Origin of the sequence: Streptomyces sp. NPDC021356, from assembly GCF_040641015.1 — a bacterium.
Taxonomy (GTDB): domain Bacteria; phylum Actinomycetota; class Actinomycetes; order Streptomycetales; family Streptomycetaceae; genus Streptomyces.
The window spans coordinates 1-17218 of the sequence record NZ_JBFACU010000012.1 but is presented as its reverse complement, the minus strand read 5'-3'; the positions used below and the strand labels follow the sequence as shown (position 1 = coordinate 17218).

The window sequence follows — 17218 nt, the reverse complement described above, 5'->3', positions numbered from 1 at the left end:
GTGCTCCGGGGCCGCCCGCGGCTCCCGGAGCGTCACCCGGCGTCCGCCCAGGTGGGCGTCAGCGGCGGCGCCGCGGCCGTTCTTAACGGAAGATTGACGCGTGCCCACCCCGGCGGGCGTGGGCCGGTACGTCACTCTCCGCATACGCTGGTGCTCCGTCCGCACGTCGGCCGGATTCCCCCGCCGATCCGGCCGTCAGGCTGAGCCGCACTTCAGGAGCAGGGCCGATGGCCACCACCGAACACCCCCCCAGTCGTCTGCGCGCCTGGATGCTGGAGGGCCTGTCCGACATGGGCAAGGGCGTGCAGCAGGCACCGCACGCCGCGCCCGAGCCCCCGCACAAGGGGCAGCGCTGGTGGCGGGTCATGTGCCTGACCGGTGTCGACTACTTCTCCACCCTCGGCTACCAGCCGGGCATCGCGGCGCTGGCGGCCGGCCTGCTGTCGCCGGTCGCCACGCTCGTCCTGGTCCTCGTGACCCTGGCGGGCGCGCTGCCGGTGTACCGCAGGGTGGCCGAGGAGAGCCCGCACGGCCAGGGCTCGATCGCGATGCTGGAGCGACTGCTGTCGTTCTGGCAGGGCAAGCTGTTCGTCCTGACCCTGCTCGGCTTCGCCGCCACGGACTTCCTGATCACCATCACCCTGTCGGCCGCCGACGCCTCGACCCACCTGGTGGAGAACCCCCACCTGACGAGTGCGCTGCAGAGCCACCAGATGCTGATCACGCTGATCCTGCTGGCGCTGCTCGGCGCGGTCTTCCTCAAGGGCTTCCTGGAGGCGATCGGCGTCGCGGTCGTCCTGGTCGGCGTCTACCTCGCCCTGAACGTCGTGGTGGTGGTCGTCGGCCTGTGGCGCGTCATCACCGCGGGCCACCTGGTGACCGACTGGACCGGTGCCCTGACGACGCAGCACAGCAGCGTCTTCGCCATGGTCGGCGTGGCCCTGCTGGTCTTCCCCAAACTCGCGCTCGGCCTGTCCGGCTTCGAGACCGGTGTCGCCGTCATGCCGCACGTGAAGGGCAACCCGGACGACACCGAGGAGCGGCCGACCGGCCGGATCCGCGACACCAAGAAGCTGCTCTCCACGGCCGCGCTGATCATGAGCTGCTTCCTGATCGCCACCAGCTTCATCACCACCCTGCTGATCCCGGCCCCGGAGTTCCAGCCCGGTGGCAAGGCCAACGGGCGCGCGCTGGCGTACCTGGCGCACCAGTACATCGGCAGCACCTTCGGCACGGTGTACGACATCTCGACCATCGCGATCCTGTGGTTCGCGGGCGCCTCCGCGATGGCGGGGCTGCTCAACCTGATGCCGCGCTACCTCCCCCGCTACGGCATGGCCCCGCACTGGGCCCGTGCGGTGCGTCCGATGGTCATCGTCTTCACCCTGATCGGCTTCCTGGTCACCTGGATCTTCGACGCCAACGTCGACAAGCAGGGCGGTGCGTACGCCACCGGTGTGCTCGTGCTGATCAGCTCGGCGGCGATCGCGGTGACCATCGCCGCCCACAAGGCCGGGCAGCGCAAGTGGACCGTGGCCTTCGCGGTGATCTCGACCGTGTTCCTCTACACGACCGTCGTGAACGTCATCGAGCGCCCGGACGGTGTGAAGATCGGTGCCTGCTTCATCGCCGGGATCATCCTGGTCTCGCTGCTGTCCCGGCTGGCCCGCGCCTTCGAGCTGCGGGTGACCAGCGTGACGCTCGACGACATGGCGGAACGTTTCGTCAGGGACATCGCCAGCCGCAAGATCCGGTTCATCGCCAACCAGCCCGACCGGCGGGACAAGGCCGAGTACCGCGCCAAGATCGAGCAGATCCGCGCGGACAACGACATCTCGGACACCGAGGACTTCGTGTTCGCTGAGGTGACGGTCACCGACCCCTCGGAGTTCGAGGCGAGCCTCAGGGTGCGCGGCGAGGTGCTGCACGGCCGCTACCGCGTCCTGACGCTGGAGTCCTCATCCATCCCGAACGCCCTGGCCGCCCTCCTCCTGCACGTCCGCGACACGACGGGCCACACCCCGCACATCTACTTCGAGTGGACCGAGGGCAACCCGTTCCGCAACTTCCTGCGCTTCTTCCTCTTCGGACAGGGCGAGGTAGCCCCGGTCACCCGCGAGGTGCTGCGCGAGGCGGAACCGGACCGTGCGAAGCGCCCCCGCGTCCACACCGGCTGAAGCCGCCGTCCAGCGGCCGGGCGCCCCGGCCATGGATGACGCGCCACCCCGCGGCCGCCCCCGCGGCCGCCCCTGCGTCCGCCCCTGCGTCCGCGACACCGCCGCGGGGCCCTATCGTGACCGGCATGCAGTCCTACACCATCGGCCAGGCCGCCCGTCTCCTCGGCGTCAGTCCGGACACCGCCCGCCGGTGGGCGGACGCGGGCCGGGTGGCCACGCACCGCGACGAGAGCGGACGGCGGCTCATCGACGGGCGGGACCTCGCCGCCTTCTCGGTGGAGCTGGCCGGAACCGGCGGCGGCGAGGAGGACCCCTCCTACACCTCCGTCCGCAACGCCTTCCCCGGCATCGTGACCGCCATCAAACTCGGCGACGTCGCGGCCCAGGTCGAGATCCAGGCCGGCCCGCACCGCCTGGTCTCCCTGCTGACCCGGGAGGCGGTGGAGGAACTGGGCCTGGAGGTCGGTGTGGAGGCCACCGCCCGCGTGAAGTCGACCAACGTGCACATCGACCGGACCTGAGCTGCCCGCCGGGGCCGCCCGCCCACGCCTGTGCAAGAGGGCCGGGCCTACGCGAGAGGGCCGGGCCCACAGCCGGGCCCACACAAAAGGGCTGGGCCCATGCAAAAAGGCTCCGCCCCGGTCTCCCTCACGGGAGGGCCGGGGCGGAGCCCTGCGGACGCGGTTCGTGCGACCAGCGCCGCTCAGTCCTCGTAGGCGTCCAGCGGCGGGCAGGAACAGACCAGGTTCCGGTCGCCGAAGGCCTGGTCGATCCGGCGCACCGGCGGCCAGTACTTGTCGACCGTCGAGACACCGGCCGGGAAGACGGCCTCCTCACGGCTGTAGGCGTGCTCCCACTCCCCGCCGAGCGCGGCGGCGGTGTGCGGGGCGCCCCGCAGCGGGTTGTCGTCGGCGGGCCACGCCCCTGAGCCGACCTTGTCGATCTCGGCGCGGATCGCGATCATCGTGTCGCAGAAGCGGTCCAGCTCGGCCAGGTCCTCGGACTCGGTCGGCTCGATCATCAGCGTCCCGGCCACCGGGAACGACATCGTCGGCGCGTGGAAGCCGTAGTCGATCAGCCGCTTGGCTACGTCGTCCACGCTCACGCCGGTCGCCTTGGTCAGCGGGCGCAGGTCGATGATGCACTCGTGCGCGACCAGACCGCCGGGTCCGGTGTACAGGACCGGGAAGTGCGGCTCCAGGCGCTTGGCGATGTAGTTGGCGGACAGCACGGCCACCTGCGTGGCCCGCTTGAGGCCCTCGCCGCCCATGAGCCGGACGTACGCCCAGGAGATCGGCAGGATGCCCGCCGAGCCCCACGGCGCCGCCGAGACCGGGCCGACGCCGGTGGCGGGACCGGCCTCGGGCTGCAGCGGGTGGTTGGGCAGGTACGGCGCGAGGTGCGCGCGCACGGCGACCGGGCCGACGCCGGGACCGCCGCCACCGTGCGGGATGCAGAACGTCTTGTGCAGGTTCAGGTGGGAGACGTCGCCGCCGAAGTGGCCGGGCTTGGCCAGACCCACCAGGGCGTTGAGGTTGGCGCCGTCGACGTACACCTGACCGCCGGCCTCGTGGACCTGGCCGCAGATGTCGGCGACGTGCTCCTCGAACACGCCGTGCGTGGAGGGGTAGGTGATCATCAGCACGGCGAGCTGGTCGCGGTGCTGCTCGATCTTCGCGCGCAGGTCCTCGACGTCGACCTCGCCGTCCTCGGCGGTCTTCACGACGACGACCTTCATCCCGGCCATCACGGCGCTGGCGGCGTTGGTGCCGTGCGCGGAGGACGGGATGAGGCAGACGGTGCGCTGCTCGTCGCCGTTGGCCCGGTGGTAGCCGCGGACCGCGAGCAGACCGGCCAGCTCGCCCTGCGAGCCGGCGTTCGGCTGGAGGGAGACCTTGTCGTAGCCGGTGACCTCGGCGAGCCGGTCCTCCAGCTCGCGGATGAGGGTGAGGTAGCCCTGCGCCTGCTCGGCGGGCGCGAAGGGGTGCAGCTGCCCGAACTCGGGCCAGGTGACCGGCTCCATCTCCGTGGTCGCGTTGAGCTTCATGGTGCACGAGCCCAGCGGGATCATGCCGCGGTCGAGCGCGTAGTCGCGGTCGGAGAGCCTGCGCAGGTACCGCAGCATCGCCGTCTCGGAGCGGTGCTGGTGGAAGACGGGGTGGGTGAGGTAGGCGTCGGTGCGCAGCCGGGACTCGGGCAGCACCTGAGCGGCGGCGGCGTCCAGCGCGTCGATGTCGCCAGCGGTGCCGAACGCGGACCACACGGCGTGCAGCTGGGCCCGCGTGGTGGTCTCGTCGCAGGCGATCGAGACGTGGTCGGCGTCGACCAGGCGCAGGTTCACCCCGGCCTCGCGGGCGGCGGCCACGATGCCGGCGGCGCGGCCCTCGGCCTTGACGGTGAGCGTGTCGAAGTAGGAGTCGTGGACGATCCGCGCCCCGCCCGCCTTCAGGCCCTCGGCCAGGACGGCGGCGTAGCGGTGGGTGCGCCGCGCGATGTCCTTCAGGCCGTCGGGACCGTGGTAAACGGCGTACATGCCGGCCATGACGGCGAGCAGCACCTGCGCGGTGCAGATGTTGCTGGTGGCCTTCTCGCGTCGGATGTGCTGCTCGCGGGTCTGCAGGGCCAGGCGGTAGGCCTTGTTGCCGTCGGCGTCGACGGAGACGCCGACCAGGCGGCCGGGCAGGCTGCGGGCGAACTGCTCGCGCACCGCCATGTAGCCGGCGTGCGGCCCGCCGAAGCCCATCGGGACACCGAAGCGCTGGGTGGTGCCGACGGCGATGTCCGCGCCCAGCTCGCCGGGAGAGGTGAGCAGCGTGAGGGCGAGCAGGTCGGCGGCGACGGTGACCACGGCGCCCAGCTCGTGCGCCTGGTCGATGACGGGCTTGAGGTCGCGTACGGCACCGGAGGCGCCCGGGTACTGCAGGAGCACGCCGTTGATCTCGCGCTCGGCGACGTGGGCGGGGATGCCGTCGCTGAGGTCGGCGACGACGACCTCGACCCCGGTCGGCTCGGCCCGGGTCCGGATGACGGCGATCGTCTGCGGCAGCGTGTCCGCGTCGACGAGGAACAGGCCCTTCTTGTTCTTGCCCATGCGCCGCGACAGGGCCAGCGCCTCGGCGGCGGCCGTGCCCTCGTCGAGCAGGGAGGCGCCGGAGGTCGGCAGGCCGGTGAGGTCGGCGACGACGGTCTGGAAGTTCAGCAGCGCTTCGAGCCGGCCCTGCGAGATCTCGGGCTGGTACGGGGTGTACGCCGTGTACCAGGCGGGGTTCTCCATGACGTTGCGCAGGATGACGGGCGGCGTGAACGTCCCGTAGTAGCCGAGCCCGATCATCGAACCGAGGACCTGGTTGCGGTCGGCGAGGGAACGCAGCTCGGCCAGCACCTCCGCCTCGGTGCGCGCGCCGGGCAGGTCGAGGGTGTCGGCGTTCTTGATGACGTCCGGCACGGCGGCGGCGGTGAGTTCGTCGAGCGAGCCGTAGCCGACCTGCGCGAGCATCTTGGCCCGCGCCTCCTGGTCGGGCCCGATGTGGCGCTGCTCGAAGGGGATGCCCTGTTCGAGCTCGGAGAGCGGAATGCGCTGGGCGGTCATTGCGGAGGCCTCCTGGTCTGACGCGACCTTCGAGGGACACCACGGCGCGGGTGTCCCGACGGCCTCCCCCTCTGTCATCTCAACCTGAGAGCTTCACCGGGTCGCCGGCAGGCGACCGGCTTTCACCGTCGGTGAGAGCGGAAGCCGTCGACACCCGCTCTGCTTTCCAGAGTGACCTCGTCCGTGCGGTACGTGGGCCTGAGAGATTCCGGGGAGGATTTGCTCCTTCGGCGCCTCCGGTGATGCCGGAGGACTCTCCCGCACGGGGTCAGCAGCCGCTGCCAGGGTACCAGCGGGCCGAGAGCCGGAGCCTTCGAGTGGCCGCCCGGCCGAATGTGCTCTTTCGTAGTGCTTACGGATGAGGTGCGACATGTGGAGGGACCGTGCTGACCGAGATCGATCCGCGCAATCTGATCGGCCGCAAGGCGTTCGACCGCAACGGCAACAAGATCGGCACGGTGGACGAGGTCTACCTCGACGACGCCACCGGCGTGCCCGAGTGGGCGGCCATACGGACCGGACTGTTCTCCCGGGACGCCTTCGTGCCCCTGGAGCCCAGCGAACTGGTCGAGGGCGCCCTCCACATCCCCTTCGACCGCTCCCTGATCAAGGAGGCGCCCGACTTCGGCGTCGGCCGCCATCTCTCCCCCGAGCAGGAAATCCAGCTCTACCACCACTACGGCCTCGACCTCACACCTCCCGCCGCACTCCCCGACCGCGACTTCGGCAAGCTGGCCGGCTCCGGCTCGGAGGAGTCCTGAAGGATCCCCCGGCCCCGGCCGGGCGCGGCACGGTCCACCCGCCGACTCACCCACACCGGCACCGCGCCGCACCGACCGCCGCCCGGGGACCCTTCCGCCGCGAACCCGCACGCCTCCCGCCAGGAGAACTCATCGTCCTCACACGCGTAACACGGTCACCTCAAGAACCAGGCTGTCCCACAAGCACCTTCCGGCTCTGAGCGCGCTGCCCCGCCGTCCCTTCAGCCCCGCGACCGCTCAGCCCCGGCCGCCGGCCTCCCCGCCCACCACCGTGGGCGTGCCGGCCGGATCCGCCGGTCTTCGCCGCACCAGCGGCAACGGATCCGCCGGTTGCAGCGCCGGGTCATCGACACGGAAGGTCCGCACCCGGCCGGGCTCCGAGTCGGGTGTCTCGAACCTGACCGTGACCCTGCCGACACCGCTGCCCTGCACCCAGCCGTGCCCGTGCTCGGCGTGCCGCACGTCGTGCCCCGCGGACCAGTGCCGCTCGGCGGGCCCGGCAGCCTGCTCCTGGGCCGGTTCGTCCACGCGCTCCTCCGCGGGGCTCACCGCCCCCGCACCGGCCGCCTGGGCGAACAGGTCCTCCTGCGTGTAGTCGGCGAGCCCCGACACGCCCACGCCGAGCAGCCGCACCCCGCCGGTGGTGTCCACGGAGTCCAGCAGCCGGGCCGCCGCCTCCCGGACCACCGCGGGATCGTCGGTGGGCCCGCGCAGCGTCTCCGACCGGGTCAGGGTGGAGAAGTCGTAGCGCCGCACCTTCAGCACGATGGTGCGGCCCGAGAGTCCGGAGCCGCGCAGCCGCCGCACGCAGCGGTCGGCGAGCCGCTGGACCTCCAGCCCCACCCGCAGCCGGTCGTGGATATCGATGTCGTACGTGTCCTCGACCGACACCGACTTGGCCTCCCGCTCGGCGACGACGGGCCGCTCGTCGTGGGCCAGCGCCATGGCGTGCAGCGCGTGCCCGTGCGCCTTGCCCAGGAGCCGGACGAGTTCGTCCTCGCCCGCCTCGGCGAGTTCGTCGACGGTGTGGATCCCGGCCCGCCGCAGATGGTCCCCCGTGGCCGGTCCCACGCCCGGCAGGGTGCGCACCGAGAGCGGGCCGAGGAGGTCCCGCTCCGTGCCGGGCTCGATGAGCACCAGCCCGTCGGGCTTGGCCCGCTCCGAGGCGATCTTGGCGAGCATCTTGGAGGCGGCCAGCCCCACCGAGCCGGTCAGCCCCGTCACGGCCCGGATGCCGGCCCGCAGCTCGGCACCGGCCAGGCGGGCGGAGGCCTCGTCCCAGGCCGCTCCCCCGGCCTCCAGGTCCACGAACGCCTCGTCCAGGCTGAGCGGCTCCACGAGCGGGGACAGCTCCCGCAGCAACTGCATCACCTGTTCGCTGATGGACCGGTAGAAGCCGAAGCGGGGCACCAGGTACGCGGCGTTCGGCGCCAGCCGGCGTGCCTGGGCCATCGGCATCGCGGAGTGGACGCCGAAGACCCGGGCCTCGTACGAAGCGGTGGCGACCACGCCGCGCGGTCCGAGTCCTCCGACGACGACGGCCTTCCCCCGCAGGCTCGGCTTGGATGCCTGCTCCGCCTGGGCGAAGAAGGCATCCATGTCGAGATGCAGGATCGTGGGCGCGGTTCTCACATCTCCGATGCTGCACCACGGCACTGACAATGCCCCGTCGCGGGGCACGGCCCGGCTTCGCGGACCCGGCCCGGCCGACCGCCAGCAGCACGGCCGGGGACGTCGGCCGACGGCCCGCCCACGCGGCGGCTCCGAGGGCTCAGACGGCTCGGTTGCGGCGCCGGGCCAGCTCGTCGCCGGGGTTCTGGCCGACCAGGGTCTCGCCGGTGTCGACCCGCTCGCCGTGCAGCTGGGACAGTGCACTCTCCACGTCGCGCCACACCACGCCGACGGCGATGCCGAAGATGCCCTGGCCGCCCTGGAGCAGGGCGTGCACCTCGTCGGGAGATGCGCACTCGTAGACCGTCGCGCCGTCGCTCATCAGCGTCATGCGCTCCAGGTCGCTGAAGCCCTGCCGGCGCAGGTGCTGCACGGCGGTGCGGATGTTCTGCAACGACACACCGGTGTCCAGGAACCGCTTGACGATCTTCAGGACGACGACGTCCCGGAAGCTGTACAGCCGCTGGGTGCCGGACCCGTGCGCGGGCCGCACGCTCGGTTCGACCAGGCCGGTGCGGGCCCAGTAGTCCAGCTGCCGATAGGTGATGCCTGCTGCCGCGCAGGCCGTCGGGCCCCGGTAGCCGATCTGCTCGGACGCCATGGACGCCGCCCCTCCGCCGCTGGGCACGGCCGTCGGCCGTTGCGGAGCCTGGTCGGCCGCGCTGCCGTGAAGCGGGTACGGGCCGCTCCCCCCGACCTCGCGTCCGGGGGCACCCCCAGCCGTACCGTCGCCGCTGCTTCTCACGCCGACCTCCGTCCTTGACCTGCCTCCTCGACGGTAGGCAGTCACCAGGGGTGCGTCAACGATCGCCACACTCGGCACGCCGAGTGATAATCACCCTAAGAGTGGTTTCCCGTGCCCCACCGCGGGGAAAGGCTAGCCGAATGGTCTCGCGGGGGGCTGGAGGCTGCTCTCCGAGGCCGGTGGCATATGTGGGCGTTTCACTGGCTGCTGCTGCCGAAGTCCTCGGGCGAGATCTGGTCGAGGAACTCGCGGAACTTCTCCACCTCGTCCTCCTGCTCGTCCGGGATCGCGATGCCGGCGTCGTCGAGCACCGTGTCGCTGCCGTAGATCGGCGTGCCCGTGCGCAGCGCGAGCGCTATGGCGTCGGACGGGCGGGCACTCACCTCCACCCCGCTGGCGAAGACCAGCTCGGCGTAGAAGACACCCTCCCGCAGGTCCGTGATGCGTACTTCCGTCAGCTCCTGGCCAACGGCTTCCAGCACGTCCTTGAACAGGTCGTGCGTCAGCGGTCGCGCGGGGGCCATGCCCTGCTGGGCGAAGGCGATCGCCGTCGCCTCCCCGGGCCCGATCCAGATGGGGAGGTAGCGGTCGCCTCCCACTTCACGCAGGAGCACGATCGGTTGGTTGGAGGGCATTTCGACCCGGACACCTACGACATCGAGCTCGTTCACACAGCAACCCTAGGCCGTGCCCGGGATGTTTGGGTAGTCGGGCCGGAATCGGGAGGGCGATCCGGCCGCCGGACGGGCTCCGGACCTTCCTCGGGCCGCCTCCCCCGGCATCGCCGCGCCGAAGCCCGGCACACCGCGCCCGAAGCCCGGGCAACCACCCCGACGCTCAGGGCAGCCGTACCCCGAGCGCCGTCTGCACCAGCGCGGAGTGCAGGCTGACCGTGAGCGCGGCCAGCTCCTTCGTACGGTCCTCCGCGTGCACCCTGGTCTGCGGGTTGCGGTGCCGCCTGAGCGGGGCCACCACCTGGTCGACCAGACCGGCCTCCCGGTCCGCGGCGGCCTTCATCACCCGCAGGTGACGTGGCTCGATGCCGAAACGTCCCAGCTCACGGATGAGAGAGGCCACGGTGACCGTCTCCGCGTCGTAGCTGCCGTCCTCCAGGGCGGTGACGAGCCCGTAGGACTCCCACTCCTGGAGTTCCGCGTCCTCGATCTGTGCGGCGGCCAGCAGTCCGGCCCGCCCGATCCGGGCCGCCACCGGCGCCTCGGCCTGCTTCGGGACCGTCTCGCCGCCACGCTGCCGGCCGAGCACCGGCGGCTGGACGGCCTCGCCCCGCTCCACCGCGTCCAGGTACTCGCGGATCACTTTCAGCGGCAGGTAGTGGTCCCGCTGCATCCTCAGGACGCGGGCGAGGCGCTCGACGTCGTCCGCGCTGAACTTGCGGTACCCCGAAGGAGTGCGCCGCGGCTCGACCAGCCCCTCCGCCTCCAGAAAACGGATCTTGGAAATGGTGACCTCGGGGAACTCGTCGCGCAGCGCGTTCAGCACCGCGCCGATGCTCATCAGCCCACTGTCCGCCGCGGCGGTACCGTGCCCGGCACCGCCGCTCGGTGATTGAAGCATGGACCTTCCCTGGGTTCCCCGGACCGAGTCCGGGGAGGTCAGTAACCCTGTCGGCTCGAGTAGAAGACCAGCCGGTACTTGCCGATCTGCACCTCGTCACCGTTGGCCAGCGCGACCTCGTCGATCCGCTCCCGGTTGACGTACGTACCGTTCAGGCTGCCGACGTCGGCCACCGTGAACGAGCCGTCCGGGCTGCGGCGGAACTCCACGTGGCGTCGCGAGACCGTCACGTCGTCCAGGAAGATGTCACTCTGCGGATGACGTCCGGCCGTGGTCAGCTCGCCGTCCAGCAGGAAACGGCTGCCGGAGTTCGGCCCCCGGCGCACCACCAGCAGGGCCGAGCCGAGCGGCAGCGCGTCGACGGCCGCCTGCGCCTCGGGAGACAGCATCGGCGTCTGGCCGGTGGCCTCCGCGTCGTAGGCCTCCAGGCCGGAGATGGAGATCGTGGACGTCGTCTCCGCCGCGCGCTCCGGCACCGCTCCGGGCCTCAGCGGCGCACCGCAGTTGGAACAGAAGCGGCTGCTGTCCGCATTGCGGTGACCGCACCTCGTACACACCAGGGCCGACATGGACCGATCCTCCTGCCGCGGCTGCCCCGCCGGGGAATGGGACGCGTACGGGTCGGCGGCAAACCCTCCACCCGTACCTGAGGTTGACGGTTGGCCGAAACCTATGCCGCCTGCCTGGGCAGGGTCAACCGACGGCGCGCCCTGACCACCGGAAAAGTCACCGCCCTGACCGGCGACCTGGTCCCTGAACAGCGGGCGCTGACCCTCGGCGCCTGGCTGTGCGCGATGGCGAGCGGTCGCGTTGTCGCCGCTCTCTCGCGCGCTCTTGCCGAACAACTTCGCAAACAACTTCACGGGCGATTCCCCTTGACCGAAACAGACCCGCCCGTGGGGCAGGACGAACCCTGACTGCGTACACCGGTCGACCCGGACATCCTCACAACGTCCGTATCCACCAGACAGTTTCCACCACGCACCACCCAATCGGTGCGCCGACCCCCCGCAACCTCATGCCCCTGCCGGACGACGGCCATGCACCCCCGGTTCACCGGGAGGACGACCGAGCGTAGTCAGGCAGCTTCGCCGCTCGCAAGGCGTCCACGACGATCTTGTCCGAACGCTCGACGGACACGGTGGCCTGCTCCTTCTCCAGGGTCTGCACCACGCCTCCGGGGATGTTCAGCGCCGGCTCCAGATCCTGCGGCTTGCCGATGACCTTGAAACGATACGGCGCGGCGATCTTGTTCCCGTCGACCTCGACGCGCTTGCCGGCGTCCGTCAGATAGGTGCTCGCGACCACGCGCACGCCGTTGACCTCGATGGCCTCCGCACCGGCCGCGCGCAGCTCCTGCACCGCGTCGAGCAGCATGTCCGCCTGGACCGTCCCCTTCGTGTCCTCGATCGTCATGGTGATCCCGGGCCCCTGCGCGGCCACCGTGCCCGCGAGGATGCCGAGTTGCCGCTCCTTCTCGACCGTCTGCTTGCGGGCCTCCTCTGCCTGGTCGGAGCTGTTCTCCAGCTCCTGACGCTGCTTCTCGAGACCCTGCTTCTCGTCTTCAAGACGCTGAGTGCGGTCATCCAGTTCATCGAGGATGCGGACAAGATCTTCTTGCCGGGCGCCGCGCAGCGCGTTGCCGCTGTCGCTGTTGGAGGCCACCTGGATCGCCAGGCCGAAGCCAAGGCCGAACAGCAGCAACGCCACGACGAGTTGGGCCCGGGTGAAGCGCGGCGGCCACAGTCCCTTCACCAGCCGCTGGCGGCCGGTCGGCGCGGACTCCGACGGCTGCCCGGCCCGGTCCTCGCCGTCGAGGCCCTGCGCGGGCACCTCCGCGGGCAGTTCCTTGCGGAGCCTGTGCTCCGGCCGTTCGTCCCGGTCGGTCATCGCGCTCACGCCCGGAACACGTGCCGTCGGATCGCCGCGGCGTTGGAGAAGATCCGGATACCGAGGACGACGACCACCCCCGTGGACAGCTGGGCGCCCACACCCAACTTGTCGCCCAGGAACACGATCAGCGCGGCGACGACCACGTTCGACAGGAACGACACCACGAAGACCTTGTCGTCGAAGATGCCGTCCAGCATGGCCCGCAGTCCGCCGAAGACGGCGTCCAGGGCCGCCACGACGGCGATGGGCAGATACGGCTCGACGACCGCCGGAACCTCGGGCCGGACCAACAGGCCGGCCACGACTCCCACGACGAGGCCCAGTACGGCGATCACGATGTGCTCTTCTCCGTCTTCTCGCTGGTCGGCTGTGCGGTCCGCACGATCACGCTCGGTGCGGCGGGCAGCCGGAGGTCGCTCTCCACGGAGATGGCCGTCCGGATGCCGTAGTTGTCCTGCAGGGCGTTCAGGTAGAGCCCGTCCGGACTGTTCTGGAACCGGCTGCTCAGCCGCTGCCCGTCCCCCACCGCGAGCACCGTGTACGGCGGCACCAGCGGCCTGTTGTCGACCAGTATGGCGTCACCCGCCGCCCTGATCGCGGACAGGGCGGTCAGCCGCTGCCCGTTGACGGAGACGGCCTCTGCCCCTGACTGCCACAGACCGTTGACGACGCGCTGCATGTCGCGGTCGCGGACCCGCCCGGTGTCGGAGAACCCCGACGCCTCGCGCGGGTCGCCGCTGCCCCCCGTACCGGCTTCCTTCGCGTCGTTCACGAGGAGTTTCACGCCGGGGCCGTGCACTTCCGTGGCACCGGCCAGGACCCCCGCCAGGTCGGCCTGCGGGTTGCCACCGCTGCGGCTGAGCGCCTGGCGCTGCCGCGCGTCCACGTCGTCCCGCAGCTCGTCGACGCTGCTCTCCAGCTTGTCCGCCGTCGCCGTCTCGCGGTCGATGCGGTCGATCAGCTCCTGGCGCTCCTTGGCGACGACGGGGGCCGCCACGCGTGCCTGGGCCGCTCCCACGGTCACCACGAGAGCTGCCAGCACCAGGCCGGCCGCCAGCCCGAGGCGTGCCCGCAGCGTCTTCGGCAGGCCCCTCTCACCGGCGGACCTCCTCCGCGCGGCCGCCTCGGCGTAACCGTCGTCGAGGCTGTGGTCCATGACGTTGGTGATCAACGACATGGAGGCGTCGGGACGGGAGGGCCGCGAAGGTGTGCTCCGAACGGGGGGTTGCTGCGGCATGCCGCACATCGTCGCACGCCGCGGGCGCTACCTCCGAACGGCCCCGCCCGCGTGCCGGACAGGCCCCCTTGGGGGCGCTTGTCCGGCACGCGGGTGCGCTGTCCGTTCCCCGGCCGGCACCGGCCGCGGCCGGCCCGGTCCGGCTCCTACCGTCCGGCGCTGTCGACGACCGCCGACCACTCGTCGAGCAGGGCCTGCGCGGAGGCGTCGTCGGGGCCCTCCGCCCACAGGTGGGTGACCGCCTCCGCCGGGTCGGGCAGCACCATGACCCAGCGGCCGTCGGTCTCCACGACCCGCACACCGTCGGTGGTGTCCACGAACCGTTCGCCGGCCGCCTCGACGACACGGCGCATCACGAGGCCCTTGACGGCCCACGGAGTCGCCAGGTCCCGCTTGAGGACGTGCGCCCGCGGGATCCGCGCGTCGATCTGGCTGAGCGTGAGCTGGGTCCGCGCCACCAGCCCGATGAGCCGCACGAACGCGGCGGTGCCGTCATAGACGCTGCTGAACTCCGGGACGATGAACCCGCCCTTGCCGTCACCGCCGAAGATCGTCCCCTCCTCGCCGCCGACCCGCGTGAGGTCGTCGGGCGACGTGGTCGTCCACTCCACCTGGGTGCCGTGGTACGCGGCGACCTGCTCGGCGATCCGGGTCGTGGTGACCGGCAGTGCCACCCGGCCACTGCGCCGCTCGGCCGCGATGAGGTCGAGCATGACCAGCAGGGCCCGGTCGTCCTCGATGATGCGGCCCTTCTCGTCGACCAGCGACAGCCGCTCGCCCACCGGGTCGAACCGCACACCGAAGGCGGCACCGGAGGACGCGACGATCTCACCGAGTCGCACCAGCCCCGACCGGCGCATGTCCTCGGTCTCCGTGGGCCGCGACTCGTCCAGCCCGGGGTTGATCGTCAGCGAGTCCACCCCCAGCTTCCCGAGCAGGCTGGGCAGCACCAGGCCGGCGCTGCCGTTCGAGGCGTCGACGACCACCTTGAGGCCCGCCTCGGCGATGCCGGTGGTGTCGACGTCACGCAGCAGCGAACCGGTGTACGAGTCGAAGACGCTGGAGGGGAAGTACAGGTCGCCGATCTCGCCCGGGAACGCGCGCCGGTACTCCTGCCGCGCGAAGACCCGGTCCAGTTTCCGCTGGCTGCCCTGCGACAGGTCCGCTCCCTGACCGTCGAAGAACATGATGTCGACCGAGTCCGGCACCCCGGGCGTCGTACGGATCATGATGCCGCCGGCGCTGCCCCGCGCGGTCTGCTGCCGGGCGACGGGCAGCGGCACGTTCTCCAGGTCGCGTACGTCGATGGCGCTGGCCTGGAGCGCGGAGATGACGGCTCGCTTCAGCGCCCGGGCGCCACGGGAGTGGTCACGGGCGGTGGTGACCGTGGAGCCCTTCTTCAAGGTCGTCGCGTAGGCGCCCGCGAGCCGAACGGCGAGTTCCGGGGTGATCTCCACGTTCAGGATGCCGGAGACACCTCTGGCGCCGAACAGGTGCGCTTGTCCCCGCGACTCCCAGATCACCGAGGTGTTGACGAAGGCGCCCGCCTCGATGGTCTTGAACGGGTACACCCGCACATTGCCCTGGACAATCGATTCCTCACCGATCAGGCACTCGTCACCGATGACCGCGCCGTCCTCGATGCGCGCCGCCCGCATGATGTCGGTGTTCTTCCCGACCACGCAGCCGCGCAGGTTGCTGTGCTGCCCGATGTACACGTTGTCGTGCACGACGGCCTTGTGCAGGAACGCCCCGCTCTTGACGACGACGTTCGAGCCGACGACGGTGTGCTCACGGATCTCGGCGCCGGCTTCCACCTTGGCGTAGTCGCCGATGTACAGCGGCCCGCGCAGCACCGCGTCGGGGTGCACCTCGGCCCCCTCGGCGACCCAGACGCCCGGCGAGATCTCGAAGCCGTCGATGTCGACGTCCACTTTGCCTTCGAGGACGTCGGCCTGGGCCTTCACATAGCTCTCGTGGGTGCCGACGTCCTCCCAGTAGCCTTCGGCGACATAGCCGTAGATCGGCTTGCCTTCCTTCATCAACTGCGGGAAGACATCTCCGGACCAGTCGACCGGAACGTCGGCCTCGACATAGTCGAAGACCTCGGGCTCCATCACGTAAATGCCCGTGTTCACGGTGTCGGAGAAGACCTGACCCCAGGTCGGCTTCTCGAGGAAGCGCTCGACCTTTCCCTCTTCGTCGACGATGGTGATACCGAATTCCAGCGGGTTGGGAACGCGCGTGAGACACACGGTCACCATCGCGCCCTTCTCCTTGTGGAACCGGATCAGGTCGGTGAGGTCGAAGTCGGTCAGCGCGTCGCCGGAGATGACCAGGAAGGCATCGTCCTTCAACGCCTCCTCGGCGTTCTTGACGCTTCCCGCGGTACCGAGTGGCTTCTCCTCATTGGCATAGGTGAGCTCCATGCCGAGCTCTTCGCCATCACCGAAATAGTTCTTGACCAGCGAAGCCAGGAACTGCACTGTGACGACGGTCTCATTCAGTCCATGCCTTTTGAGTAGCCGCAGCACGTGCTCCATGATCGGCCGGTTGGCCACCGGCAGGAGCGGCTTGGGCATACTCGAGGTCATCGGGCGAAGGCGCGTGCCTTCGCCTCCGGCCATCACGACGGCCTTCATGTCGGAAGCGTCCTCCTCCAAGAGACGACGATCTAGCCGACTTCACCCGTCCTGATTGTCCCGCACTTTTCCGAAGCGGGCCATCGGAGCCACCGCGACTGCCTGAATGGGCGAGCTCAGTCGGCCATGGCGTCCGCACGAACCAGACGGCGGACTTGCACCACGTAGAGGACTCCTGCCCACCAATAGAGGGTTGTACCCCATCCGGCGAACGCCCATCCGAAAATTGCAGCGAGTGACGAGATCCAGCCGCTTCCGTCACTGAGCAGAAGCAGCGGGAAGGCGTACATCAAGTTGAACGTCGCTGCCTTCCCGAGGAAGTTCACCTGAGGCGGCGGGTAGCCGTGCCGCCTGAGGACGGCGACGGCCACCAACAACATCAATTCCCGCGCGAGCAGAGCCGTGGTCAGCCAGACCGGCAGAATCTCGCGCCACGTGAGTCCGACGAGAGTGGACAGGACGTAGAGCCGGTCGGCCGCGGGATCGAGAAGCCGGCCCAGGTTGCTGATCTGGTTCCAGCGTCGGGCGAGTTTGCCGTCCAGGTAGTCGCTGACGCCGCTCAGCGCCAGCACCAGAAGGGCCCAGCCATCGCTCTTGGGACCGCCGAACTCGGGCCTGAGGATCAGCCACAGGAACAGCGGCACGCCGACGAGCCGCGCCATGCTGAGGATGTTCGGGATGGTGAGGACCCGGTCCGTCTGGACACGGGTCTCCTGGACCTCCACCCGGGGGCCTCCTGGGAAAAAGTGCCTACGATGCTCCCTGACCTTACCTCAACGCAAAAAAGCTCTGGCCCTCGGGCTGTATGCCCAAGAGCCAGAGCTCTAAAAGGAGTTCGGCGGTGTCCTACTCTCCCACAGGGTCCCCCCTGCAGTACCATCGGCGCTGTAAGGCTTAGCTTCCGGGTTCGGAATGTAACCGGGCGTTT

14 protein-coding genes, 1 rRNA gene and 1 riboswitch are annotated in these 17218 nt (G+C 70.4%); of the genes, 3 read left to right on the top strand and 12 right to left on the bottom strand.

Going from position 1 to position 17218, the window contains the following annotated elements; genetic code table 11:
- Nucleotides 1-227 precede the first annotated feature (227 nt).
- Nucleotides 228-2177, top strand: coding sequence for an amino acid transporter (locus tag AB0G56_RS17815; protein ID WP_360970112.1), 1950 nt, complete (start codon nt 228-230; stop codon nt 2175-2177).
- A gap of 125 nt (nt 2178-2302) precedes the next feature.
- Nucleotides 2303-2698 (top strand): helix-turn-helix transcriptional regulator, encoded by a 396-nt coding sequence (locus AB0G56_RS17810; RefSeq protein WP_360970110.1) that lies wholly within the window; start codon nt 2303-2305, stop codon nt 2696-2698.
- A 182-nt stretch (nt 2699-2880) separates the two neighbouring features.
- On the opposite strand, the gene gcvP is transcribed toward AB0G56_RS17810, so the two are convergent.
- The gene (gene gcvP, locus AB0G56_RS17805; RefSeq protein WP_360970108.1) at nt 2881-5766 is read right to left on the bottom strand and encodes an aminomethyl-transferring glycine dehydrogenase; all 2886 of its coding nucleotides are present in this window, start codon (nt 5764-5766) and stop codon (nt 2881-2883) included.
- A 176-nt stretch (nt 5767-5942) separates the two neighbouring features.
- A riboswitch (glycine riboswitch) is annotated at nt 5943-6037 on the bottom strand.
- Between the two features lie 112 nt (nt 6038-6149).
- Here gcvP and AB0G56_RS17800 point away from each other — a divergent pair.
- A complete protein-coding gene (locus tag AB0G56_RS17800) occupies nt 6150-6527 on the top strand; it encodes a PRC-barrel domain-containing protein (protein WP_360970106.1) in 378 nt (125 codons plus the stop codon).
- A 237-nt stretch (nt 6528-6764) separates the two neighbouring features.
- On the opposite strand, the gene AB0G56_RS17795 is transcribed toward AB0G56_RS17800, so the two are convergent.
- The 11 genes from AB0G56_RS17795 to rrf form a co-directional block, all read right to left on the bottom strand.
- Nucleotides 6765-8159, bottom strand: coding sequence for a DNA polymerase IV (locus AB0G56_RS17795; protein ID WP_360970105.1), 1395 nt, complete (start codon nt 8157-8159; stop codon nt 6765-6767).
- 139 nt (nt 8160-8298) lie between these two features.
- On the bottom strand, nt 8299-8943 hold the full coding sequence (locus AB0G56_RS17790) for a MerR family transcriptional regulator (protein WP_360970103.1): 645 nt from the start codon (nt 8941-8943) through the stop codon (nt 8299-8301).
- Between the two features lie 197 nt (nt 8944-9140).
- Nucleotides 9141-9614 carry a bifunctional nuclease family protein gene (locus AB0G56_RS17785; protein ID WP_003988851.1) on the bottom strand — a complete coding sequence of 158 codons (474 nt, stop codon included), beginning with the start codon at nt 9612-9614 and terminating at the stop codon, nt 9141-9143.
- A gap of 166 nt (nt 9615-9780) precedes the next feature.
- Nucleotides 9781-10518: a MerR family transcriptional regulator gene (locus AB0G56_RS17780; RefSeq protein ID WP_360970101.1), complete on the bottom strand. Its 738-nt coding sequence runs from the start codon at nt 10516-10518 to the stop codon at nt 9781-9783.
- Nucleotides 10519-10556: 38 nt separating this feature from the next.
- Nucleotides 10557-11510: an FHA domain-containing protein gene (locus AB0G56_RS17775; RefSeq protein WP_360970099.1), complete on the bottom strand. Its 954-nt coding sequence runs from the start codon at nt 11508-11510 to the stop codon at nt 10557-10559.
- Between the two features lie 61 nt (nt 11511-11571).
- On the bottom strand, nt 11572-12408 hold the full coding sequence (locus AB0G56_RS17770) for a DUF881 domain-containing protein (protein WP_360970521.1): 837 nt from the start codon (nt 12406-12408) through the stop codon (nt 11572-11574).
- Nucleotides 12409-12413: 5 nt separating this feature from the next.
- A complete protein-coding gene (locus AB0G56_RS17765) occupies nt 12414-12746 on the bottom strand; it encodes a small basic family protein (protein WP_003988855.1) in 333 nt (110 codons plus the stop codon).
- Complete coding sequence (locus AB0G56_RS17760) at nt 12743-13657, bottom strand: DUF881 domain-containing protein (RefSeq protein ID WP_360970097.1); 915 nt, start codon at nt 13655-13657, stop codon at nt 12743-12745. The genes AB0G56_RS17765 and AB0G56_RS17760 overlap by 4 nt, the downstream gene beginning before the upstream one ends.
- 137 nt (nt 13658-13794) lie before the next feature.
- Nucleotides 13795-16290 carry a mannose-1-phosphate guanyltransferase gene (locus AB0G56_RS17755; protein WP_360970095.1) on the bottom strand — a complete coding sequence of 832 codons (2496 nt, stop codon included), beginning with the start codon at nt 16288-16290 and terminating at the stop codon, nt 13795-13797.
- Between the two features lie 116 nt (nt 16291-16406).
- Nucleotides 16407-17015 carry a CDP-alcohol phosphatidyltransferase family protein gene (locus AB0G56_RS17750; RefSeq protein ID WP_360970093.1) on the bottom strand — a complete coding sequence of 203 codons (609 nt, stop codon included), beginning with the start codon at nt 17013-17015 and terminating at the stop codon, nt 16407-16409.
- Between the two features lie 108 nt (nt 17016-17123).
- Nucleotides 17124-17218 (bottom strand): 5S ribosomal RNA (rrf, locus tag AB0G56_RS17745); the annotation flags it as partial.

Bases quoted from the DNA above. Each gene is read 5' to 3' on its own strand.
- AB0G56_RS17770 (WP_360970521.1), bottom strand. From the start codon at position 12,408: ATGACCGACCGGGACGAACGGCCGGAGCACAGGCTCCGCAAGGAACTG.
- AB0G56_RS17755 (WP_360970095.1), bottom strand. From the start codon at position 16,290: ATGAAGGCCGTCGTGATGGCCGGAGGCGAAGGCACGCGCCTTCGCCCG.
- AB0G56_RS17780 (WP_360970101.1), bottom strand. From the start codon at position 10,518: ATGCTTCAATCACCGAGCGGCGGTGCCGGGCACGGTACCGCCGCGGCG.
- AB0G56_RS17815 (WP_360970112.1), top strand. From the start codon at position 228: ATGGCCACCACCGAACACCCCCCCAGTCGTCTGCGCGCCTGGATGCTG.
- gcvP (WP_360970108.1), bottom strand. From the start codon at position 5,766: ATGACCGCCCAGCGCATTCCGCTCTCCGAGCTCGAACAGGGCATCCCC.
- AB0G56_RS17760 (WP_360970097.1), bottom strand. From the start codon at position 13,657: ATGTGCGGCATGCCGCAGCAACCCCCCGTTCGGAGCACACCTTCGCGG.
- AB0G56_RS17810 (WP_360970110.1), top strand. From the start codon at position 2,303: ATGCAGTCCTACACCATCGGCCAGGCCGCCCGTCTCCTCGGCGTCAGT.